At 59.1% G+C, this 23,749-nt stretch carries 19 protein-coding genes; 12 read left to right on the top strand and 7 right to left on the bottom strand.

Going from position 1 to position 23,749, the window contains the following annotated elements; genetic code table 11:
- Positions 1–124: 124 nt before the first annotated feature.
- From I5961_RS04185 to I5961_RS04160, 6 genes are all read left to right on the top strand, one after another.
- Positions 125–1,540 (top strand): OprD family porin, encoded by a 1,416-nt coding sequence (locus I5961_RS04185; RefSeq protein WP_085698426.1) that lies wholly within the window; start codon positions 125–127, stop codon positions 1,538–1,540.
- Positions 1,541–1,618: 78 nt separating this feature from the next.
- Positions 1,619–3,214, top strand: a complete 1,596-nt coding sequence (locus tag I5961_RS04180; RefSeq protein WP_085698425.1) for an ABC transporter substrate-binding protein — start codon at positions 1,619–1,621, stop codon at positions 3,212–3,214.
- 74 nt (positions 3,215–3,288) lie between these two features.
- Positions 3,289–4,299 (top strand): ABC transporter permease subunit, encoded by a 1,011-nt coding sequence (locus I5961_RS04175; RefSeq protein WP_085698424.1) that lies wholly within the window; start codon positions 3,289–3,291, stop codon positions 4,297–4,299.
- Between the two features lie 11 nt (positions 4,300–4,310).
- Positions 4,311–5,237, top strand: coding sequence for an ABC transporter permease subunit (locus I5961_RS04170; protein ID WP_227234444.1), 927 nt, complete (start codon positions 4,311–4,313; stop codon positions 5,235–5,237).
- 10 nt (positions 5,238–5,247) lie between these two features.
- The gene (locus tag I5961_RS04165) at positions 5,248–6,216 is read left to right on the top strand and encodes an ABC transporter ATP-binding protein (RefSeq protein ID WP_085698422.1); all 969 of its coding nucleotides are present in this window, start codon (positions 5,248–5,250) and stop codon (positions 6,214–6,216) included.
- Positions 6,216–7,196: a peptide ABC transporter ATP-binding protein gene (locus I5961_RS04160; protein WP_085698421.1), complete on the top strand. Its 981-nt coding sequence runs from the start codon at positions 6,216–6,218 to the stop codon at positions 7,194–7,196. The genes I5961_RS04165 and I5961_RS04160 overlap by 1 nt, the downstream gene beginning before the upstream one ends.
- 107 nt (positions 7,197–7,303) lie before the next feature.
- Here the strand turns inward: I5961_RS04160 and I5961_RS04155 are convergent, their stop codons facing one another.
- From I5961_RS04155 to I5961_RS04145, 3 genes are all read right to left on the bottom strand, one after another.
- Positions 7,304–7,564, bottom strand: coding sequence for a hypothetical protein (locus tag I5961_RS04155; RefSeq protein WP_227234442.1), 261 nt, complete (start codon positions 7,562–7,564; stop codon positions 7,304–7,306).
- A gap of 161 nt (positions 7,565–7,725) precedes the next feature.
- On the bottom strand, positions 7,726–8,934 hold the full coding sequence (locus tag I5961_RS04150) for an MFS transporter (protein WP_227234441.1): 1,209 nt from the start codon (positions 8,932–8,934) through the stop codon (positions 7,726–7,728).
- Between the two features lie 127 nt (positions 8,935–9,061).
- Positions 9,062–10,645, bottom strand: a complete 1,584-nt coding sequence (locus I5961_RS04145; protein ID WP_085698418.1) for a peptide chain release factor 3 — start codon at positions 10,643–10,645, stop codon at positions 9,062–9,064.
- 355 nt (positions 10,646–11,000) lie between these two features.
- On the opposite strand from I5961_RS04145, the gene I5961_RS04140 reads away from it, so the two are divergent.
- From I5961_RS04140 to I5961_RS04120, 5 genes are all read left to right on the top strand, one after another.
- A complete protein-coding gene (locus I5961_RS04140; protein WP_166554532.1) occupies positions 11,001–11,690 on the top strand; it encodes an ABC transporter permease in 690 nt (229 codons plus the stop codon).
- Between the two features lie 21 nt (positions 11,691–11,711).
- Positions 11,712–12,605: a glycine betaine ABC transporter substrate-binding protein gene (locus tag I5961_RS04135; protein ID WP_085698417.1), complete on the top strand. Its 894-nt coding sequence runs from the start codon at positions 11,712–11,714 to the stop codon at positions 12,603–12,605.
- A 13-nt stretch (positions 12,606–12,618) separates the two neighbouring features.
- Positions 12,619–13,272, top strand: a complete 654-nt coding sequence (locus tag I5961_RS04130; protein ID WP_085698416.1) for an ABC transporter permease — start codon at positions 12,619–12,621, stop codon at positions 13,270–13,272.
- Entirely contained in the window at positions 13,269–14,423 is a 1,155-nt protein-coding gene (locus tag I5961_RS04125) for a betaine/proline/choline family ABC transporter ATP-binding protein (RefSeq protein ID WP_227234439.1), read from the top strand. The genes I5961_RS04130 and I5961_RS04125 overlap by 4 nt, the downstream gene beginning before the upstream one ends.
- A 594-nt stretch (positions 14,424–15,017) precedes the next feature.
- The gene (locus I5961_RS04120; protein ID WP_039769212.1) at positions 15,018–16,181 is read left to right on the top strand and encodes a type III PLP-dependent enzyme; all 1,164 of its coding nucleotides are present in this window, start codon (positions 15,018–15,020) and stop codon (positions 16,179–16,181) included.
- Between the two features lie 45 nt (positions 16,182–16,226).
- Here the strand turns inward: I5961_RS04120 and I5961_RS04115 are convergent, their stop codons facing one another.
- The 4 genes from I5961_RS04115 to I5961_RS04100 all read right to left on the bottom strand — a co-directional run bounded on the left by I5961_RS04115 (position 16,227) and on the right by I5961_RS04100 (position 21,043).
- Entirely contained in the window at positions 16,227–17,129 is a 903-nt protein-coding gene (locus tag I5961_RS04115; protein ID WP_227235561.1) for a hypothetical protein, read from the bottom strand.
- Between the two features lie 21 nt (positions 17,130–17,150).
- A complete protein-coding gene (locus I5961_RS04110) occupies positions 17,151–19,370 on the bottom strand; it encodes an alpha-xenorhabdolysin family binary toxin subunit A (protein ID WP_085698412.1) in 2,220 nt (739 codons plus the stop codon).
- 233 nt (positions 19,371–19,603) lie between these two features.
- Positions 19,604–20,305, bottom strand: a complete 702-nt coding sequence (locus tag I5961_RS04105; protein ID WP_085698565.1) for a tetratricopeptide repeat protein — start codon at positions 20,303–20,305, stop codon at positions 19,604–19,606.
- Between the two features lie 57 nt (positions 20,306–20,362).
- Positions 20,363–21,043: a Fe2+-dependent dioxygenase gene (locus I5961_RS04100; RefSeq protein WP_085698411.1), complete on the bottom strand. Its 681-nt coding sequence runs from the start codon at positions 21,041–21,043 to the stop codon at positions 20,363–20,365.
- A 207-nt stretch (positions 21,044–21,250) separates the two neighbouring features.
- On the opposite strand from I5961_RS04100, the gene I5961_RS04095 reads away from it, so the two are divergent.
- Positions 21,251–23,572 carry a TonB-dependent receptor gene (locus I5961_RS04095; protein WP_085702447.1) on the top strand — a complete coding sequence of 774 codons (2,322 nt, stop codon included), beginning with the start codon at positions 21,251–21,253 and terminating at the stop codon, positions 23,570–23,572.
- Positions 23,573–23,749 lie beyond the last annotated feature (177 nt).

The following is a 23,749-nucleotide window of genomic DNA, read 5'->3' as shown; positions in this document are numbered from 1 at the left end:
GCGCTTTGCCGAAATTCGCCATTCAGGCCTTTTGCAAACGTTTGCGATGTGTGAATGAGTTCTAAACCAATAACCGGCCAACCAAAACAAGCCGGCATAAAAAGAAAGTAAAGGAGCTTCACCCATGAAACTGAGCAATACCGCGATACTGGCCTTGGCCATCAGCAGCATCACCGCCACGGCTTACGCGGAAACCCAAAGCCAGGCGTTCACCCCGGTGACCGTCAATGAAAAGAGCGCCCAGGCCGAAGCCACCGGCTTCCTCGAAGGCTCCACAATCAGCGGCACGACCCGTAACTGGTACGCCAACGAACAACTCAAGCGCGGCGGCAAGTTCACCTATCGCAAGGATGGCGTAGCCACCCCGACCGACCGCCGTATCAACTGGGTGCAAGGCACCATCGTCAAGTACAACTCGGGCTTCACCGAAGGCACCGTCGGTTTCAGCACCGAAGTGGCAGCGTACAACGCCATCGCGCTGGAACGTGACCGCGAGAACCTGGCGGCCAACAATGGCGGCGCACCAGGCACCCGTCCGGGCGCGGGCAACAACCGTACCCTGACCCGTGAAGGCGGCGAAGCCCAGGGCCAGTGGAGCAAAGTCGGCCTGGCCAACGTCAAGGCACGCATCTCCAACACCACCCTGACCGCCGGCCGCATGAACTTCAGCAGCCCGCAGGTTGATGTGATCGGCAACCGTCCGCTGCCATCGAGCTTCGAAGGTATCGCGATCCATAGCGAAGAGCTGAACAATCTGTCCTTCGACCTGGCCTCGTTCGACCGCGTTTCGCCGCGTACCGAAGAAAGCCTGAGCAAGTTCCGCTCCGAATACGGCGCGATCGATGCCGAAGCAGACCACGTTCACACCGGCGGCATCTCGTACCAGCCGTTCGCCAGCCTGACCACCAGCCTGTGGGGCACCCAGGCCGAAGACCTGTGGAACCAGTACTACTTCGGCGCCACCCACGTGCTGGGTGACAGCTCGGTGCTGGCTCTGACCACCGGTCTGAACTACTACAAGACCGTGGATGAAGGTAAGAAGAAACTGGGTGAAATCGACAACGACACCTATTCCCTGTCGTTCGGCCTGACTCACCAGGCGCATACCCTGACCTTCTCCTACCAGGAAGTGAACGGTAACGAGTACTTCGACTACCTGCACGAAACCAACGGTATCTACCTGGCCAACTCCCTGCTGTCGGACTTCAACGGCCCGAACGAGAAATCCTTCCAGGTGGCCTACGGTCTGAACATGGCCGAATACGGTGTGCCAGGCCTGAAGTTCAACATCTACCAGGCCCGCGGCTGGGGCATCGACGGCACTCACTACAAGGGTGGCGGCTACGATGGCGTGCAGTCGATGGACGGCGAACACCACTATGAATACGGCATCGGTGCCACTTATGCCGTACAGAGCGGTCCGCTGAAAGCCACCACCGTTCGCGCGACCTACACCGCGCACCGTGCAAGCGAAAACCAGGCTGACGGCAGCATCAACGAGTTCCGTCTGGTGACCACCGTTCCATTCAACATCCTGTAAAAACGCCAGCCGACGGCTGACTCAGTGACGAGTCGGCCGTTCGGCTTTTTGTCTTCAACCGATTGCAGAGGGTTCTTGATGAAAATGCTTCCCCTACGTGCGGCCATCGCGGCTGCGTTGCTGAGTGTCGCTGTCGGCGTCTCGGCCAAACCCTTGGTGGTCTGCACCGAAGCCAGTCCGGAAGGCTTCGATATAGTCCAATACACGACTGCAGTCACAGCCGATGCGGCAGCTGAAACGGTGTTCAACCGTCTGGCGGACTTCAAGCCGGGCACCACCGAAGTGATTCCGGCGCTGGCCGAATCCTGGGACATCAGCGAAGACGGCCTGACCTACACGTTCCACCTGCGCAAAGGCGTCAAGTTTCACACCACCGAATATTTCAAGCCGACCCGCGACATGAACGCCGACGACGTGGTCTGGAGTTTCCAGCGTCAGCTGGACCCGAATCACCCGTGGCACAAGCTGTCGAGCGTGGGCTTCCCGTACTTTGAAAGCATGGGTTTCAAGGAACTGCTCAAAAGCGTCGAGAAAGTCGACGACAACACCGTCAAGTTCACCCTGACCCGTCGTGAAGCGCCGTTCCTGGCCGACATCGCCATGGCGTTTTCCTCGATCTATTCGGCCGAATACGCCGACCAGTTGCTCAAGGCCAACAAGACCGGCGACCTGAACAGCAAACCGGTCGGCACCGGGCCGTTCATCTTCCAGCGCTACAACAAGGACGCCCAGGTACGCTTCAAGGCCAACCCGGATTACTTCCGTGGCAAGGCCCCGGCTGACGCACTGATCCTGGCGATCGCCACCGACAACAACGTGCGCTTGCAGAAACTCAAGGCCAACGAGTGCCAGATCGCGCTGTACCCGAAACCGGATGACATCCCGAGCATCAAGAAAGACAGCAACCTGAAAGTCGATGAACTGGATGCGATGACTGTCTCCTACGTCGCCATGAACACCCAGCACAAGTACATCAGCGACGTGCGGGTGCGCAAAGCGATCGACATCGCCTTCGACAAGGAAGCCTACGTCAACGCCCTGTTCGGCAAAGGCAACGCGACCGTTGCGGTCAACCCGTACCCGCCGACCCTGCTGGGCTACAACCACGAGCTGAAAAACCCGCCACGTGACCTGGACAAGGCCCGCGCCCTGCTCAAGGAAGCCGGTGTACCGGAAGGCACCACCTTCACCCTGTTCACCCGCAACGGCGGCGGCCCGACCAACCCGAACCCAATGCTCGGCGCGCAGATGATGCAGGCTGACCTGGCGAAAGTCGGAATCAAGATCGACATCCGGGTGATGGAATGGGGCGAGATGCTCAAGCGCGCCAAGGCCGGCGAGCACGACATGGTTTCGGCCGGATGGGCGGGCGACAACGGCGACCCGGATAACTTCCTGACGCCTATGCTCAGTTGCGAAGCCGCCAAGAACGGCGAAAACTACGCTCGCTGGTGCAACGAGAAATTCCAGGCCCTGCTCGACGAAGCACGGGCTAAAGTAGATCCGGCCGAACGCGCCAAGCTGTATGAACAGGCTCAAGTGCTGTTCAATCAGGATCAGCCATGGATCAGCATGGCCCATACCCGCATGTTCACCGCAATGCGCAACAACGTAGAGGGTTATCACATCAGCCCTCTGACAACCAATAACTTCGCCACCACCCAGGTGAAGTAGATAAGAAAACTCCCGGCCTCCCTGACCCCAGGGTCGCCGGGCACGCCTAACCGGCTGATGAGGTACCACACACGATGTTTAGTTTTATTGCCCGCCGACTGGGGTTATTGATCCCCACGTTTTTCGGCATCACCTTGCTGACTTTCGCGTTGATTCGCATGATTCCCGGCGACCCCGTGGAAGTGATGATGGGCGAACGTCGGGTCGACCCCGAAATGCACGCTCAGGCAATGGAACGCCTCGGTCTTAACAAACCGTTGTACGCCCAGTACCTGGACTACATCGGCAAGTTGGCTCACGGCGACCTCGGCGAATCCCTGCGCACCCGTGAGAGCGTATGGACCGAGTTCACCTCCCTCTTCCCGGCGACCCTGGAACTGTCCATGGCCGCCCTGCTGTTCGCCGGTATCCTGGGCCTGCTGGCCGGGGTGATCGCGGCCCTCAAGCGAGGATCCCTGTTCGACCACGGGGTAATGGGCATCTCCCTGGCGGGGTATTCGATGCCGATCTTCTGGTGGGGCCTGATCCTCATCATGTTCTTCTCGGTGAGCCTGGGCTGGACCCCGGTGTCCGGGCGGATCGACCTGCTTTACGACATCGAGCCGCGCACCGGCTTCATGCTGATCGACACTCTGCTGGCCGATGACATGGGCGCGTTCGTCGATGCCCTGCACCACCTGATCCTGCCGGCCATCGTGCTGGGCACCATTCCGCTGGCGGTGATCGCGCGGATGACCCGTTCGTCGATGCTCGAAGTCCTGCGTGAAGACTACATCCGCACCGCCAAGGCCAAAGGCCTGTCGCCGTCGCGCGTGGTGTTCGTGCACGGCCTGCGCAACGCGCTGATTCCGGTACTGACCGTGGTCGGCCTGCAAGTCGGTACCCTGCTCGCTGGCGCGGTCCTGACCGAAACCATCTTCTCCTGGCCCGGCATCGGTAAATGGCTGATCGAAGCCATCGGCGCCCGGGACTACCCGGTTGTGCAAAACGGCATCCTGTTAATCGCCTGCCTGGTGATTCTGGTCAACTTCGTGGTGGACATCCTCTACGGCTTTGCCAACCCACGCATCCGTCATCAGCGCTGAGGTCAATACCCATGAGCACTCCAACTTCCTCAGTAGTCACCGCCGCCACCGCCGTGGATCAAAGTCTGCTGTACCCGTCACCGTACAAAGAGTTCTGGCAGGCATTCGCCAGGAACAAGGGCGCCGTCGCCGGCCTGATGTTCATGCTGCTGGTGATTTTCTGCGCGATTTTCGCGCCGTGGGTCGCCCCGCATAACCCGAGCGAGCAATACCGCGACTTCCTGCTGACGCCGCCGGCGTGGCTCGAAGGCGGGCAGATGCAGTTCCTGCTCGGCACCGATGAACTGGGTCGCGACTTGCTGTCGCGTCTGATCCAGGGCTCGCGCCTGTCGCTGCTGATCGGTCTGTCGTCGGTGGTGATGTCGCTGATTCCCGGGATCCTGCTGGGTCTGTTCGCCGGCTTCTTCCCGAAAGTGGTCGGCCCGACCATCATGCGTCTGATGGACATCATGCTGGCTCTGCCATCGCTGCTGCTGGCCGTGGCGATCGTCGCCATCCTCGGCCCAGGCCTGATCAACACCGTGATCGCGATTGCCGTGGTGTCGCTGCCTTCCTATGTGCGTCTGACCCGTGCTGCCGTGATGGGTGAGCTGAACCGCGACTACGTGACCGCCGCGCGCCTGGCCGGTGCCGGGCTGCCACGCCTGATGTTCATCACCGTGCTGCCGAACTGCATGGCACCGCTGATCGTACAGGCGACCCTGAGCTTCTCCTCGGCGATCCTCGATGCCGCCGCCCTGGGCTTCCTCGGCCTCGGCGTCCAGCCGCCAACCCCTGAGTGGGGCACCATGCTGGCTTCGGCCCGCGACTACATCGAACGCGCCTGGTGGGTGGTGAGTCTGCCTGGTTTGACCATTTTGCTCAGCGTGCTGGCAATCAACCTGATGGGCGACGGCCTGCGCGATGCGCTGGACCCGAAACTCAAGAACGCCGCCTGAGGAGATTCCCATGTCACTGTTAGAAATCAAGAATCTCAACGTTCGCTTCGGCGACAAGAACGCCACACCGGTGGTCGACGGCCTCGACCTGAAAGTCGACAAGGGCGAAGTCCTGGCGATCGTGGGCGAGTCGGGCTCCGGCAAGTCGGTGACCATGATGGCGCTGATGGGCCTGATCGAGCACCCGGGCATCGTGACTGCCGACTCGCTGAGCTTCGACGGCAAGAACATGCTCAAGCTGAACAACCGCCAGCGTCGGCAGATCGTCGGCAAAGACCTGGCGATGGTGTTCCAGGACCCGATGACCGCGCTCAACCCGAGCTACACCGTCGGTTTCCAGATCGAAGAAGTGCTGCGCCTGCACCTGAAAATGTCCGGCAAGGCCGCCCGCAAGCGCGCCATCGAGCTGCTGGAAAAGGTTGAGATCCCCGGCGCCGCCAGCCGTATGGATGCCTATCCGCACCAATTGTCCGGCGGCATGAGCCAGCGCGTGGCAATCGCCATGGCAATTGCCGGCGAGCCGAAACTGCTGATCGCAGACGAGCCGACCACTGCACTCGACGTAACCATCCAGGCCCAGATCATGGACCTGCTGCTGGCGCTGCAGAAAGAGCAGAACATGGGCCTGGTGCTGATCACCCACGACCTCGCCGTCGTGGCTGAAACCGCCCAGCGCGTGTGCGTGATGTACGCCGGTCAAGCCGTTGAAGTCGGTCAGGTGCCGCAACTGTTCGACATCCCGGCCCACCCGTACAGCGAAGCGCTGCTCAAGGCGATTCCGGAACACAGCCAGGGTGCCGCGCGTCTGGCCACACTGCCAGGCATCGTTCCCGGCCGTTACGACCGCCCGCAGGGCTGCCTGCTGTCGCCGCGCTGCCCGTACGTGCAGGACAGCTGCCGCGCGCAGCGTCCGACCCTTGACCCGAAAAGCCACAGCCTCGCCCGCTGCTTCTATCCGCTGAACCAGGAGGTGGCGTAATGGCCGTCGTACTTACCGCCCGCGACCTGACCCGTCACTACGAAGTCTCCCGTGGCCTGTTCAAGGGCCACGCCACCGTGCGCGCCCTCAACGGCGTGTCGTTCGAGCTGGAAGCCGGCAAGACCCTCGCCGTCGTTGGTGAATCGGGCTGCGGCAAATCCACCCTCGCCCGCGCCCTGACCCTGATCGAGGAGCCGTCGTCCGGTTCCCTGAAAATCGCCGGGCAGGAAGTGGCAGGCGCCGACAAGGCCCAGCGCAAACAACTGCGCAAAGACGTGCAGATGGTGTTCCAGAGCCCGTACGCCTCGTTGAACCCACGGCAGAAAATCGGTGATCAACTGGCCGAGCCGCTGTTGATCAACACCAACCTGAGTGCTTCCGAGCGTCGCGAGAAAGTCCAGGCGATGATGAAGCAGGTCGGCTTGCGTCCCGAGCACTACCAGCGTTATCCGCACATGTTCTCCGGTGGTCAGCGTCAGCGTATCGCGCTGGCCCGCGCCATGATGCTGCAACCGAAAGTGCTGGTGGCGGACGAACCGACCTCGGCGCTGGACGTGTCGATCCAGGCGCAGGTGCTGAACCTGTTCATGGACATGCAGCAGGAGTTCAACACCGGTTACGTGTTCATCTCGCACAACCTGGCGGTGGTGCAGCACGTGGCCGATGACGTGATGGTGATGTACCTCGGTCGTCCGGTGGAAATCGGTCCGAAAGAGGACATCTATGCCCGTCCTCTGCACCCGTACACCCAGGCGCTGCTGTCGGCGACGCCGACTATCCATCCGGATCCGGACAAGCCGAAAATCAAGATCGTCGGCGAGCTGCCCAACCCGCTGAACCCGCCGCCTGGCTGCGCGTTCCACAAGCGCTGCCCGTACGCCACCGCGCGTTGCAGCAGCGAAGAGCCGGCCCTGCGCCAGCTCGACACCCGTCAGGTAGCGTGCCACTACGCCGAGCAGTTCCTCGACGGCGCGGCATGAAAAAACCCGCCCCGTTTTCCGGGGCGGGTTGTTGATGAGTTGCCCAAACCCCTTCTGCCTCGATTGCGCATCGATCGGGAAAGAAGGGGTTTTCTTTTACCCGGAATCTACGTCTGGCTGTCACCTTCGTCCGGATCGTCGGTGTCCGGCTCATCGGTGGTGTCGTCGTCATCGTCGGCACTGCCGCCCTGGCCCTGATCGCCCGGCTCGGACTCGGACTTGGCCAGCATCAGCGCGCTGTGCCCGACCTGCCCGCTAAAGGCCTGAGTATCGTGATCCTCGCACTCGGCCCAGGCCGTCGCGGTGCCGAGGGACAGCATCACCATCACTTTCAACAGCAACAAAACGCGTAGCAACCTGTTTTTCATAGCCGATTCCATCCTGTTCCAGGTGAGAAATTCATGCCTGACCTGACGCTGATTGAAATCTAGTTCCGATCAGCCGGGTTCACCAGATAGGACGCTAACCAACGCCCGGAAATGCCGTGCCTGGACAGACCGCTTTCGAATAACGTCCATAACCGGATCAGCTAAGCGCCTGCGCCTCTTGCGGGTCGAACTCGGGTCGCCTGATAAATCAGCGGCATAGACAGCAAGGCCAGCGCGGCACTCGCCAGCCAGACACTGTGCCCCCCGAACTGGCCATAAAGCTGCCCGCCGAGCACGGGCGACAGCAGCGAACTCGCACTCCAGGCCATGAAGAACAGGCCGAAATAGCGACCGCTTTTTCCGGTTTGCGCATGTTGCATCACCAGCACGTTCAACGGTGGCATGAACAACGCCTCCCCCAGCGTCCAGATCACGGTCGAGAGGCAGGCATAAAACAACCCGAAACCCAGCGGCAACATGCCGAGCCCGACCGCCAGCAGCACACAACCGGCGATCAACGGCCGACGCGCGCCCCAGCGTTCGCCCCAGTGCGACATGGGGATCTGCAAAGCCACCACCAGAATCGCATTGATCGCGAACTGCCAGCCGATGGCCTCGGTACTCAAGCGGTAATAGTCGCGAAGGTAGTTGCCCAAGGTGCTGTAGACCGTGTCGAACGCCATACCCAGAAGGAGGGTCGCTGCCAGCAGCCAGAGGAATGGCTTGTCGCGATACGGCAGGCCCGCACCCGATTGCGCCTGCGGCGCCTCCTCAGCGTCCAGCACCGGCCGGCGCCAGGTCGTGCGAACAAACCAGAGCAGCGCCAGCAGCGTGAGCCCGGCGCTGATGAAAAACACCCAACGAAAATCCACTTGCGCCAGAACACCGCCCGCCACACCGGCAGCGGCCATCCCGAGGTTCCTGGCGATGCGACTCAACGCCTGCGCCCGTGGACGCTGCCCAACCTCGCAATACTCCATGATCAAGCGTTGATGCAGCGTACGGATCGCCCCGTCGAGCGTGCCGCTGAGCAACAACAACCCGGCCAGCAACGGCACTTGCGTGACCAGCCCCAGCAACACCAGAACCCACGCAGAGATGAAAAACAGCGCCGCCGTCAGCCGCGCCGTGCGCACGTGATCACTGAGCCATCCACCGAGCATCGAGCCGATCAGCAAGCCACCGCCATACGCCGAGAGCAGCCAGCCCACGGTTTCGATCGCCAGCCCCAGTTCCTGGCGCAAGTACAACGCCATGAACAGCTTGACCATGCTGCTCAGGCGATTGATGAACAGCAGCGCCGCCAGCACCCAGGCCATCAGGCTGAAATAACCGTTGGGCCGAAGCAGATGAGCGAGCCTCCCTGTCATTCGATTGCTCCCTTGTTGATCGACCGGACGCTCGGCGCCCGAATTGAATGAGTTCGCATACTTAATCAGCACGCAAAAAAAAGCCCACTGTTTTATCAGTGGGCTTTCGGGTCTCACCAGTCAGCGCTTAGTGGTGCTCACGGGTTGCACGGAATTTCACGTCCGGCCAGCGCTCTTCCATCAGGGCCAGGTTGACCCGGGTCGGGGCGAGGTAGGTCAGGTGACCGCCGCCGTCCAGTGCCAGGTTTTCCACCGCCTTGTTGGAGAATTCCTCAAGCTTCTTCTTGTCGCTGCATTCGATCCAGCGCGCGGAGTACACAGTGATCGGCTCGTAGGAGCACTCGACCTTGTATTCCTCTTTCAGGCGGCTGGCGACCACATCGAACTGCAGCACACCGACGGCGCCGAGGATGATGTCGTTGGTGCGCTCCGGGAAGAACACCTGGGTCGCGCCTTCTTCGGCCAGCTGTTGCAGGCCCTGGCGCAATTGCTTGGATTTCAGCGGGTCGCGCAGACGTACGCGACGGAACAGTTCCGGGGCGAAGTGCGGGATACCGGTAAAGCCCAGGGTTTCGCCTTCGGTGAAGGTGTCGCCGATCTGGATCGTGCCGTGGTTGTGCAGGCCGATGATGTCGCCGGCGTACGCTTCTTCCAGCTGCTCACGCTCGGAGGAGAAGAACGTCAGGGCGTCGCCGATGCGCACGTCCTTGCCGGTACGCACATGGCGCATCTTCATGCCTTTCTCATACTTGCCGGAGCAGATACGCATGAAGGCGATGCGGTCGCGGTGTTTCGGGTCCATGTTCGCCTGGATCTTGAAGATGAAGCCCGAGAACTTCTCTTCCACCGGCTCCACGGTGCGCTCGTTGGCCACACGCGGCAGCGGGCGCGGGGCCCAGTCGACCACGGCGTCGAGTACGTGGTCGACCCCGAAGTTGCCCAGTGCGGTACCGAAGAACACCGGGGTCAGTTGACCGTCGATGAACTCCTGCTGGTTGAACTCATGGCAGGCGCCCTGCACCAGTTCCAGCTGCTCGAGGAAGCGGTCGTACTCGTCGCCCAGGTGAGCGCGGGCTTCGTCGGAGTCGAGCTTCTCGATAATCCGGGTTTCGGTGCGTTCGTGGCCGTGGCCAGGGGTGTAGACAATGATGTAATCGCCCGCCAGGTGGTACACACCCTTGAAATCGCGGTAGCAACCGATCGGCCAAGTGATCGGCGCCGCCTTGATCTTCAGGACGGCCTCGATCTCGTCGAGCAGTTCGATCGGGTCGCGGATGTCACGGTCGAGTTTGTTGATGAAGCTGACGATTGGCGTGTCACGCAGACGGCAGACATCCATCAGCGCGATGGTCCGCGGCTCTACACCTTTACCGCCGTCGAGGACCATCAGGGCCGAGTCCACCGCGGTCAGGGTGCGGTAGGTGTCTTCGGAGAAGTCTTCGTGGCCCGGGGTGTCGAGCAGGTTGATCATGTGTTCGCGATACGGGAACTGCATGACCGACGTGGTAATGGAAATACCCCGCTGCTTCTCCATCTCCATCCAGTCGGATGTCGCATGGCGATCGGATTTACGGGATTTCACCGTACCGGCCACGGCAATCGCCTTGCCCATCAACAGGAGCTTTTCGGTGATGGTGGTTTTACCGGCATCGGGGTGGGAAATAATGGCGAAAGTGCGGCGTTTCGCGACTTCGGCGGCCTGGTTGGTCATGGGAAATCGCCTGGCGGTGATTCAAAAAAGGGCGGCGATTATAGCCCAACTCGATTCAATAACCGAACCGTTGAGCACATTAAGGGTGGCCAAATGCTGCCTCGGATGGGAACCTTTTAAAGCACGGAGACGTCCATCCCCTGTTACGACAATTCGTCAGGGGCTGAAAAATCAGCAAGTTAGCCTGACGAGGCTGCGCTCATGGCTCGCTTTCAGACCGTTTTTGCCGGGCTGAAAAAAAGCCGCTTCTCGCGAACGCTGACTCCGGCAGCCAGGAATGGCATGCCACGCGGAGCTGCGTTCGCCGACTAAAAAAAGGAGTCCGCCTGTGGCTATCCGCTATGGCAAAGGGCTGATGGGAGGTGCGGTGGTGATCGCGCTCCTGGCCCTGCTGGTCCACTGGATCGGCATCAACACGATCGAACACTACCGCGACGATTTGTTGTTTTACCTGCAAGCTCATCTGATTCTCGTCCTCGCTTCAATGCTGGCCGCCCTGGTCGTGGGCATCCCCGCCGGTATCTTCCTGAGCCGCCCGAGCATGGTCGGCCGCGCTGAACGCTTCATGCAGATCTTCAATATCGGCAATACCGTGCCTCCGCTGGCCGTGCTGGCGATTGCCCTGGGGATTCTCGGCATCGGCAGCGGTCCGGCGATCTTCGCTCTGTTCCTCGCCTCGCTGTTGCCGATTGTGCGCAACACCTATGAAGGCCTGAAAAACGTTCAGGGTTCGCTGAAAGAAGCCGCCGTCGGCATCGGCATGACGCCGCGTCAGGTGTTGTGGAAAGTCGAATTGCCCAACGCCGTGCCGATCATCGTCGGCGGTGTGCGGGTCGCGCTGGCGATCAACGTCGGTACCGCACCGCTGGCCTTCCTGATCGGCGCCAACAGCCTTGGCAGCCTGATCTTCCCCGGCATCGCCCTGAACAATCAGCCGCAACTGCTGCTCGGCGCCGCGTGCACCGCGCTGCTGGCCCTGCTGCTCGATGGCGTGGTCACCCTCGCCAGCCGTCTCTGGCTGGAACGCGGTTTGCGCCCGTCTTAAGGCTCTTGCGAAGGAATGAACATGAAACGACTTAGCTTGATCTTAGGCTGCGCCCTGCTGTTCGCGGGATTGGCGCAAGCCGCTGAAAAGCCCGTTATCCGTCTTGGCGCCCGGGTATTCACCGAGCAGACGCTGCTCGCGGAAATCACCGCGCAATACCTGCGCAGCAAAGGTTACGACGCGCGGATCACCGGCGGCCTGGGCAGCAACCTGGCCCGCAGCGCCCACGAAAGCGGACAGCTGGACATGCTCTGGGAATACACCGGTGTGTCGCTGGTGGCCTACAACCATGTCACCGAGAAACTCGACAGCGAACAGTCCTACGCCCGGGTAAAAGAACTCGACGCGAAAAAAGGCCTGGTCTGGCTCACGCCGTCGAAATTCAGTAACACCTACGCCCTCGCCCTGCCGAAAAAGGTGGCCGAGGAATATCCGCAGATCAGCAATATCAGCCAGTTGAACGACGTGCTGAAGGCTGAAGCCAAGACCAACCACCTGGTCGCGCTGGACACCGAGTTCGCCAACCGCTCCGACGGTCTGGACGGCATGGTCAAGCTTTACGACATGAACCTGACCCGCAAGAACATCCGACAGATGGACGCAGGCCTGGTCTACACCGCGCTGCGCAACGGGCAGGTGTTTGCCGGTCTGGTCTACACCACCGACGGTCGCCTCAATGCTTTCGGCCTGAAGCTGCTGGAAGACGACAAGCATTACTTCCCGGACTACACCGCCGCTCCTGTGGTGCGTCAGGCCTACCTCGACGCCCATCCGCAACTGGCGGAGCAACTCAAGCCGCTGGCTGAACTGTTCGACGACGAAACCATGCGCCAGCTCAACGCGCGGGTCGATGTCGATCACGAAAGCCCGTCGAAAGTCGCTGCCGATTTCCTGCGCCAGCATCCACTGAATTAAAGGAGGAAAAGTCATGGAATTTTTGAACGCCTTTTCCCACCTCGACTGGCAGCAGGTGATGCACCTGACCTGGCAGCACATCACCCTGGTCGGCATCGCCGTCAGTCTGGCAATCCTCATCGGCGTGCCGCTGGGGATTTTGATGACTCGATTTCCGACTCTCGCAGGTCCCTTGCAGGCCAGCGCCACGGTATTGCTCACCGTGCCGTCGATTGCCCTGTTCGGTCTGCTGCTGCCGTTCTATTCGAAATTCGGCCAGGGCCTCGGCCCGATGCCGGCAATCACGGCGGTGTTCCTTTATTCACTGCTGCCGATCATGCGCAACACCTACCTCGCCCTGACCGGCGTCGAGCCGGGCATCCGCGAAGCTGCTCGCGGCATCGGCATGACCTTCGGCCAGCGCCTGCGCATGGTCGAGTTGCCGATTGCGGTACCGGTGATCCTCGCGGGCGTACGCACCGCCGTGGTGATGAACATCGGCGTGATGACCATCGCCGCGACCATCGGCGCCGGCGGCCTTGGCGTGCTGATCCTCGCCTCCATCAGCCGCAGCGACATGTCGATGCTCATCGTCGGCGCGCTGCTGGTCAGTCTTCTGGCGATTTTCGCCGACCTCATTTTGCAGTGGCTGCAACGTTCGCTGACTCCAAAAGGACTCCTCAAATGATCGAACTTCAAAACCTCAGCAAGACCTTCCAAAGCAACGGCAAAGATGTGAAAGCCGTGGACTCGGTAAGCCTGACCGTCAATGAAGGCGAAATCTGTGTGTTCCTCGGGCCATCGGGTTGCGGCAAAAGCACCACGCTGAAAATGATCAACCGCCTGATCAGGCCGACCTCCGGCAAGATCCTGATCAACGGCGAAGACACCACCGACCTCGACGAAGTGACCCTGCGCCGCAACATCGGCTACGTGATCCAGCAGATCGGTCTGTTCCCGAACATGACCATCGAAGAGAACATCGTCGTCGTGCCGAAACTGCTCGGTTGGGATAAACAGAAATGCCACGACCGCGCCCGCGAACTGATGAGCATGATCAAGCTTGAGCCCAAGCAGTATCTGCATCGTTACCCGCGCGAACTGTCCGGCGGCCAGCAGCAACGGATCGGCGTGATCCGCGCGCTGGCCGCGGATGCACCGCTGTTGCTGATGGACGAACCGTTCGGTGCGGTGGACCCGATCAACCGCGAAATGATCCAGAACGAGTTCTTCGAGATGCAGCGCGCGTTGAACAAGACCGTGATCATGGTCAGCCACGACATCGACGAAGCGATCAAACTGGGCGACAAGATCGCGATCTTCCGCGCCGGCAAGCTGTTGCAGATCGATCATCCGGACACGCTGCTGGCGCATCCGGCAGACGACTTTGTCAGCAACTTCGTCGGCCAGGACAGCACCCTCAAACGCCTGCTACTGGTGAAAGCCGAAGACGCGGCAGACAACGCGCCATCGGTGAGCCCGGAAACCCCGGTGGCCGATGCGCTGGAGTTGATGGACGAGCATGACCGCCGCTATGTCGTCGTCACCGACGCCGAGAACAAGGCACTGGGTTATGTGCGCCGTCGCGACCTGCATCGCCAGACCGGCACCTGTGCCCAGTTCCTGCGCGAGTTCAACGCCACGGCGGCGTACGACGAGCATTTGCGCATCCTCTTGTCGCGGATGTACGAGTTCAATCGTGCCTGGTTGCCGGTGATGGATGCCGAGCGGGTATTCCTCGGCGAGGTCACCCAGGAGTCGATTGCGGCGTACCTGAGTTCGGGTCGATCGCGCGGAATGAAGACCAATATCGTGTCACCGGCCGAAACGGTGGCCTGACAAAATGCAAAAGGGCTGTTCGACAGCCCTTTTTTTTCGACCACAGGAACCTGAAAGCCGGGGCCTCATTGCCAACGCCAAGCCGGCAATAAATATCAACACATCAAATGGCCGAATCCGTCCGACGGTGTCAGCGTAAATTCATAAATCCCCCCGCACTGCCCCTTCTCGCAGCTAACGTCGCCGATGTTGAAGTGATCGTACTTTCCTGAGACTTGGTGCACATCAGCATCGAACGTGCAGGTATTTTTAACACCAGAAAATTACTGCGGAACATCTGACCGTCATCTCGGTCGGCTACAAAGAGTGATATCCGCGACGCACGTCAGAAGCGTGCAAAAACGCGACATTTTTAGTTGATCTCAGGCCCCTCACGCCCTAAAGTTCGCGCCGAACGTCCATGCTGGAAACGATCCATCCGGCTCAAGTACTGACGACGAGACAGCAAGGCCAAGGGAAAGAAAGACTACATTTCCCATGGCCTTTTTGCTTTCGGCGACATGCCTTGGGAAGTAGGCGAACCAAAGTGGGGATACGGAGGGCGTTCATTTGCACCCATTGATTTCACGAGTTTGCCCATAGGAGCTCCCAGGTATGTCGATCCAGGTCGAAGACTATTTCGCGCGCGAAACCTTTCAGAAAATGAAGGCATTCGCCGACAAACAGGAAACCCCGTTCGTGGTGATCGACACCGCGATGATCGCCCAGGCTTATGATGACCTGCGCGCCGGTTTCGAATTCGCCAAGGTCTACTACGCGGTCAAGGCCAACCCGGCCGTCGAGATCATCGACCTGCTCAAAGAGAAAGGTTCGAGCTTCGACATCGCCTCGATCTATGAGCTGGACAAAGTGCTGAGCCGTGGCGTCAGCCCGGACCAGATCAGCTACGGCAACACCATCAAGAAATCCAAGGACATCCGCTACTTCTATGAGAAGGGCGTGCGTCTGTTCGCCACCGACTCGGAAGCCGACCTGCGCAACATCGCCAAGGCCGCACCGGGCGCCAAAGTTTATGTGCGCATCCTGACCGAAGGCTCGACCACAGCCGATTGGCCACTGTCGCGCAAATTCGGCTGCCAGACCGACATGGCCATGGACCTGCTGATCCTCGCCCGCGATCTGGGTCTGGTGCCTTACGGCATCTCGTTCCACGTCGGTTCGCAACAGCGTGACATCAGCGTCTGGGACGCCGCGATCGCCAAGGTCAAAGTGATTTTCGAGCGCCTGAAAGAAGAAGACGGTATCCACCTGAAACTGATCAACATGGGCGGTGGCTTCCCGGCCAACTACATCACCCGCACCAACAGCCTGGAAACCTACGCCGAAGAAATCATCCGCTTCCTCAAGGAAGACTTCGGTGATGATCTGCCGGAAATCATTCTGGAGCCGGGCCGTTCACTGATTGCCAACGCCGGCATCCTGGTCAGCGAAGTGGTACTGGTCGCGCGTAAATCCCGTACCGCCGTCGAGCGTTGGGTTTATACCGATGTGGGCAAGTTCTCCGGCCTGATCGAAACCATGGACGAAGCGATCAAGTTCCCGATCTGGACCGAGAAGAAAGGCGAGATGGAAGAAGTCGTGATCGCCGGCCCGACCTGCGACAGCGCCGACATCATGTACGAAAACTACAAGTACGGCCTGCCGCTGAATCTGGCGATTGGTGATCGCCTCTACTGGCTGTCGACCGGTGCGTACACCACCAGCTACAGCGCGGTAGAGTTCAATGGCTTCCCGCCGCTGAAGTCGTTCTACGTGTAAGCGAAGCTGTAAATGAAAAGGCCCATGCATGTGCATGGGCCTTTTTTATTTGCGCAGCCAGCTCTCAAGATGATTGAGCATGGTCATGAACTCATCGGCGCCCTCTTGCATGGCGGCCAGCTGGAAATTCAACTCGCCGAGTTTCGATGCGCGCTCTGCCCTCAACAAGTCGTAGTACAACATTTCGATGCGCAAGCCGGTTTCTTCGAGAAACACGCTGATGTGCGAACTCACGGAAGCCAATCCGTTAAACAACACCGCTACATCAGCTTTGTATTCAGCGGCCCTGACTACCGAATCCGCTGACGAATAAGCTACGTCCCAAACCGGCGACGTGCGCGCTTCACGAAACAACTCCTCAACCACTGCGGGTTGGTTATGGCACTGGCACGAGCGATGATCCATCGCCCTGCCAAACACCGACTTGAGCCCGAACGACTCGTCATGCACCTCGACGATTGTGTATTTCAGTTGGCCTATCGCTGCCCTCAACGAGTAAAAACGAAGCGCGAGTTCGTGAACGAGCTCCGGGACATTGGTAGGGGGAAACAACCTCCAGGTCGGCGACCTGGATAAGCTGTACAACTTGAAATCCACCTGACTGAGGGGCTCGTTCCTTGAAGTATTGCGGCTAATTTCCAGCGATTCGGCAGTGAACGCAGCCAGATCCGCGACGTAAGTACTGCACAGGCGCCGAACCTCTTCGGTGCGCTGCCAGAACTCCTGCAAGTAGCGTGCATTGAAGCTGGCGTTGTTCAAACGCGAATCGCTGGCCCGTACTGCCAGTTGATGACCGCTGGCTCTGCGGCGCTCAAACACCAAAGGAATGTTGTTGAAGGTTGGGTGAAGAGAACCGAGAAAAATTGTGTATCGATCCAGCACGCGTCGTTGCGTTGTGGAGAATTCATAGGCAAGTGTTTTCATGATTGACAGGGAAGCGGTGAGCATGTCGCCCACCGCCTCGACTCCTTACTGCTGAACAGTTTTCAGGTACTGCCTGACATCGGCAATCCGGGTGAGTGCGGCAGCCGTCCGCTCCTCGGCAGGCTGCGACTTGTCCTGTTGGAAGTCTCGGGCGAAGGACTCGAATACAGCCACCAGATTCGAATACTCATTCACGTAACTCCAGCGCTCTTCGTCCAACTGGTCGAGCACTTGCACCAGCTGAATCTTTCCATCGATCTGGTAGATATCGTTGACGTGCTTCTTCAACTGCGCCCTCAGATCAGCTGCCTTATCCTTGAGCTGGTTGTAACCCGCCAGCATGTTCAGATAGGAAATGGCCTCGCCGATACCCGCGATCATTTTTTTCAAGGTATCAATGGCAAACAGTGCAATCTGAACCTGCGGTGGCGCCAGCCCCAGTGCTTTCAGGTTATCCAGCGTCAATCGGGCTTCCTGACCGATTTTCTCCACCCCGGCTTTCGCGATCAGTTCGAGCGCTTCAGACACCGATTCCATCTGCTTTTCGAAATCGGCGATTTTTTCTTCCGACTTGACCTTCAATGCCTCAGTGAACGCCCGGTCCTGCTGCAGCGTCACAATCCATTGCGCCGAAGCCGATCGGTCATAAGCCGTACTCAAGCCGTTGTGCGTCATCTTCAAATCGTTCGCGTGCTCGGAGACTTTCATCGATACATTCTTGAGCTCGGTTTCCATTTCTTCGCGGATTTCATCCCCTTCTTCAGGATATTTGAGGAGATCGCTCTGAGACATTTTCAGCCTGTTCTGCGCACGCTCCAGATTGATCCCTGTCGTCTGGGCCTGATTACGAAGTTCGAATGTGGCCTTCTGGATAGCCACCGTCAGCCCATTCATGGTGCGGACGGTACCTGGCAAATAATTGAATTGCTCACCCAGCATTTGCGCAGTGACATTACTTGCCTGAACCGAAGCACCGTGTACACGCAGTGCCGCGACGTCAAAATCAGAAGAAGTCAAATCATCCTGTAGCGATAACATCATTGTGTTGCTCCTGAATACTGCAAAGCCGTTTCCATACTCTTTTTCTGCCGCTGCGAACACACCCAGCAGTTGATCAGAAGCTGTTCTTATTTTTCGCCACGGGTCAATGATGGAGAGAATCTGATTTTTGAACATCCTGAAATTAGTTGCCGTCACAATACCATCAATATCTTCAAAAGAACCTTTGAGGTAAGTACTCAGAGCGTTCCAGACCAGCATCAGATTTTGAGTTGCAACTTCTGCTTCAATCGCAACGTAGCTGAGGTTCTGCAGGTCATCACGCACCTTGTTCAAGGAACTCAGTGTCTGACTCTTGCTGGCCATCTTCTGATTGGCAGACTGTTGTTCTGTTTTTAGCTGGTTTCGCTCCTTGCGGATCTTTTCGGCTTTGACGCCCTGATAGATACCGAGTATCAAACCACCAATGTTAAACGTCGCCGCAGATCTGATTGCTTCCTGAACCAGCTGATCATATTGCTTGTTGAGTTCATCAATAGCTTTGGAGCGCTGGTCAATTTCGCCTTGCAGAATCTGGATGTCGGCCTGGTAGGTATTACGGGACACAAACTCCAGTCGCAACCTGATCGCCGGCAAGACCGTCTCGCGCATATCGGTGCCGAAACTGTCGAGCTCCTCTCGGACTCGTTCGGCCTTACTGTGGGCCGCTGTCACCTTGTCCAGAATGGTTTTGAGGTGAGACTTGACCTCAAGGGCGTCATCGGCAGGGAAGTTCAGGCTTGGAAGGTTCGGGAACCTGCGCTCCAGTTCCTGATACTCCTCCGGCGTGTAGATATCGTAGTTTTCCAGGTAAGAGGATGAAGGCTGGTCATTGTAGATCTCTTGAATTGCTGCACCTGCGCCAAGAATGCTACCGGCAAATACCTTCAGGTCAGTCCCGGTAAGCATGATTTTTTCACGCAACGGCGACCAGCGTTTCGCATGGTCGTAGGTGCAGACGAAGGTCCTCTGAAAGTCTGCTGCCTTGAGACCAACGCCCCCCGCATCCCCGGCACCATAGTTCAGATAGGCAACGACATCTTCCAGCCGAACAGGAAGTGACAGCCCCAAAACTTCATACTTACGCAGGCCGATAATTTGTTCCTTGGTTAATTGAATACCGGGGTCCCGATTGTATTCTTCATCTTCACCAAGCGAAGCATTTACAAACATCAGAGGCGCTTTTGCGGCGATCTCGACAATTTTGCTGTCCATCTTGAATTCCATAAGAGACTCCTTGTCTTCTTCGGATATTTAATAAAAGTTATTTTAGAAACGACATCGTCACTCAACTCACTTCAACTTGAGCGCCGACATCGCAAAACAACCTTAGGACAGCAAAACACCAATCAACAAGCATTCAAATATTAGCAATCACGACAAACAAGCCATTCACCCGAATACTTACCCGAGAACAGCCACATCAACTTGATGAAAACAAATAACCGCGAAGTAAATGCTTACAAAGCAACTAACTCTGCCAGCCGCAACTTATAAGCGTCTGCCATTGCACGGATTCGAGGATGTTGTGCATTCAACAAAGACACGCTGGCGACTCGCAGGAAATTCACATTGCCCGCGTCCAGCGCCTTGCGCAGCCAGCCAAGAGCGTCATCAATGCGTCCCTCATCGGCAAGTATCGCGGCGTGACTGAACTGTCCTCGAAAATCGCCGCCCTCAGCCGCTCGACGATACCAGTCACGCGCCGTTGGCAGATCTTGCGGACAGTGACGTCCTTCTTCCAGATACCGACCCAACAGGTTCATCGACTTGGCATGTCCCGACTCGGCAGCGCTGCGGTACAGGGCGAGGGCCTGCGCCTGGTCTTCGGGTATTCCACGTCCGGTGGCGTGCAGATTTGCCAGGTTGTACATCGCCCAATCCAGCCCCGCGTCGGCGGCCGCCTGGTAATGGCGCGCGGCGAGTTCGGCGCTGGCCACACAACCCCATCCGTGTTCATGACAACGACCGAGCATGTTGCGCGCCATCAGATGACCTTGCCCTGCGGCGATTTCAAACCAGCGCACTGCCAGCGGCTGATCCTGCGCAATCCCGTGGCCATCGAGCAAAATCTGCCCAAGCAGCGCCTGCGCTTCGAGCACGCCCTCACCCGCTGCGATCAGAATCGCCTGAGCCGCACGGGCCGGGCTTTCTTCGAGCATGGCGGTGAGGCGTTCGCCGTCGAGGACTTCTTCGCGACGTAACCGAAAGTCCGCCACTTACACCTCGACCCAGCGACGCAGCAGGTTGTGATAGGTGCCAGTGAGGCGGATCAACGAAGGATGATCGGGCATGTCCTGGGTGAGTTGCTGGATCGCACCGTCCATCTCGAACAGCAACGCGCGCTGGCTGTCTTCGCGCACCAGACTTTGGGTCCAGAAGAACGAGGCATAACGCGCGCCGCGAGTGACCGCATTGACCTTGTGCAGACTGGTGCCGGGGTACAGCACCATATCGCCGGCGGGCAGTTTCACCCGTTGGGTGCCGAAGGTGTCCTGGATTTCCAGCTCGCCGCCGTCGTAGTCCTCGGGTTCGCTGAAGAACAGCGTGGCGGACAGATCAGTGCGCACTCGCTCGATGCTGCCCTTGGGCTGACGCACGGCGTTGTCGATGTGGAAATCGAAGCTGCCGCCCGCCGTGTAGCAGTTGAGTAACGGCGGGAATACTTTGTGCGGCAGCGCGGCGGACATGAACAGCGGATTTTTCCACAGGCGTTCAAGCATCGCGGCGCCGATTTCCTTGGCCAGTGGATGACCTTCCGGCAGTTGCAGATTGTGCTTGGCCTTGGCCGATTGATAGCCGGCGGTGATCTTGCCATCGGCCCAGTCGGCCTGTTCCAGAGCCTCGCGGATGCGCCGCACTTCGTCTTTTTCGAACAGAGCGGGGATGTGCAGCAGCATGGCAATGTCACCTGATGGCAAAGAGGCGGCAATGGTATTGATTCTTATTGGCTGTGTAAAACCCGCTAGACGAATGAACTGGCAAAAACCGTAAGGTTAAATTGTAAAGAATGTAAATTCAGTGCGAATAACAATGTTTCGCAATTGATACGAATACCTGTTTACCCTATATTCCGCCGCCTCAAATCCTTGGGGAGGGGAATAAAAATGGCACGTCAACAAGCACAATTACCGGTCGGTTCACCACGTCTGCTCGCTTCCGCCATCGGCGTGGCCATCACCGCCGGCTCCGCAGGCCACATGGTGTTTGCCGCCGAAAAAACCGACAGCAAAGCCACCGGCAATGCCATCGCCCTGGACGCCACTGCCATCACCGGCGAAGCCCAGGACTCGACTTCCTACCAGGTCGAGAAAGCCTCCTCACCCAAGTACACCGCACCGCTGGTTGATACACCGCGCTCGGTCACCGTTATCCCGCAACAAGTCCTCAAAGACACCGGCGCCCTGAACATGCAGGATGCGCTGCGCACCGTACCGGGCATTACCTTCGGTGCCGGTGAAGGCGGCAACCCGCAGGGCGACCGACCGTTCATCCGTGGTTTCGACGCCCAGGGCGACACCTACCTCGACGGCGTGCGCGACACCGGTTCCCAGAGCCGCGAGATCTTCGCCGTGGAAAACATCGAGGTCAGCAAGGGCCCGAACTCCGCCATCGGCGGTCGTGGCGCAGCTGGCGGCAGCATCAACCTGGTGAGCAAGAAAGCGCACCTGGGCAACTCGTTCGACGGTGGTTTCACCTGGGGCTCCGACCAGACCCAGCGTTACACCCTGGATGGCAACTACCAGTTCAGCGACACCGCTGCCGGCCGTCTGAACCTGATGAGCCACGAGAGCAACGTCGCCGGTCGCGACAAGGTCGACTACGACCGCTGGGGCATCGCGCCGTCCCTGGCCTTCGGCCTGGGCACCGACACCCGCGTCAACCTCGACTACTACCATCTCGAAAGCAATGACACGCCGGACTCGGGCATCCCTTACACGATTCCTGCCGGCGGCTCGGCGGCGCGTACCAAGTCCAATCCGGACAAGCCGTACGCCGGTGGCGATCACAGCAACTTCTACGGTCTGGACCGCGACTTCCGCAAAGGCCGCACCGATACCGCGACCTTCGCCATCGAGCATGACCTGAGCGACTCGCTGACGATCAAGAACACCCTGCGTCACGGCACCAGCATGCAGGATTACATCCTGACCCAGCCGGACGACAGCAAGGGCAACGTCAACAACGGCAGCGTCTGGCGTCGTGCGAACACTCGCGTGAGCAACACCGAGACCACCACCAACCAGACCGATCTGTTCGGCGACTTCTACCTCGCCGGCTTCAAGAACAGCTTCTCCACTGGTGTCGAATACACCCGTGAGGAAAGCAGCAAATCCTCGTACAACGTCAACACCGACACCACGCCGCGCACTTCGGCCGTGACCACCAACTGCAACCCGGGCCTGATCGGCGCTGCCAGCGGCTACAACTGCACCTCGCTGTCGAACCCGAACCCGAACGATCCGTGGAACGGCGCGATCTCGCGCAACTACGCCGGCACCGACACCCAGTCCGATACCTACGCGCTGTACGTATTCGACACTCTGGAACTGTCCCGGCAATGGCTGGTGAACATGGGCCTGCGTTACGACCACTTCGAAACGGGCTACAACACCTACAACAACGCTGGCCGCACCACCTCCAAGGGTTCGGACACCAGCGAGTTCGTCACCGGTCAGTTCGGCATCGTCTACAAACCGGCCGAGAACGGCAGCATCTATGCGTCCTACGCCACCTCCGCCACACCGCCGGGCAACACCCTGGGTGAAGGTCAGGAAGGCAACCCGCTGGGCGGCACGCCGGATCGTAACGGCAACCTGCTCAAGAGCGACATGGAGCCGGAAACCACCAAGAACTACGAAATCGGTACCAAGTGGGATTTGCTGAACGATCGCCTGTCGCTGACCGCCGACATCTTCCGCACCGAGAAAGAAAACGCGCGTGTCCAGGTGGATACCACCTCGTACGAAAACGCCGGCAAGACGCGTGTACAAGGTATCGAGTTGTCCGCCAGCGGCAAGATCACCGACAAGTGGCAAGTGTTCGCCGGTTACGCCTACATGGACAGCGAACAGGTTGACGGTGGTGACCTGCCGGCCAACAAGGCCAACAACGGTAACGAGCTGCCTAACACGCCGAAAAACAGCGCCAGCCTGTGGACCACTTACCAGGTCACGCCGAAGCTGACCATCGGTGGCGGTGCGTTTTATGTGGATGATGTGTTCGGCAACGTGGCCAACACCACCATGGTCGACTCCTACGTTCGCTACGACGCGATGGCTGCGTACAAGCTGAGCAAGAATGTCGACCTGCAACTGAACGTGCAGAACTTGACCAACGAGACCTACTACGACAAGGCCTTCTCGACTCACTTCGCCAACCAGGCGGCGGGCCGTACGGCATTGCTGAGCACCAACTTCCACTTCTGATCGATATGGAAACCTGTGGGAGCGAGCTTGCTCCGGGCGGCGATCCGACGAAAGCGGTGGGTCAGTGACGTAGATGCTGACTGATACGACGCCTTCGCGAGCAAGCTCGCTCCCACAAGGTATGCGCCCACAAGGCTCGGCCCCGTTCATTCATTTGAGCGGGGCTTTTGTGCGTAA

The sequence above is a fragment of the Pseudomonas sp. IAC-BECa141 genome, from assembly GCF_020544405.1.
Taxonomy (GTDB): domain Bacteria; phylum Pseudomonadota; class Gammaproteobacteria; order Pseudomonadales; family Pseudomonadaceae; genus Aquipseudomonas.
The sequence above is the reverse complement of the archived record's forward strand: the minus strand, read 5'-3'. Positions and strand labels throughout refer to the sequence as shown.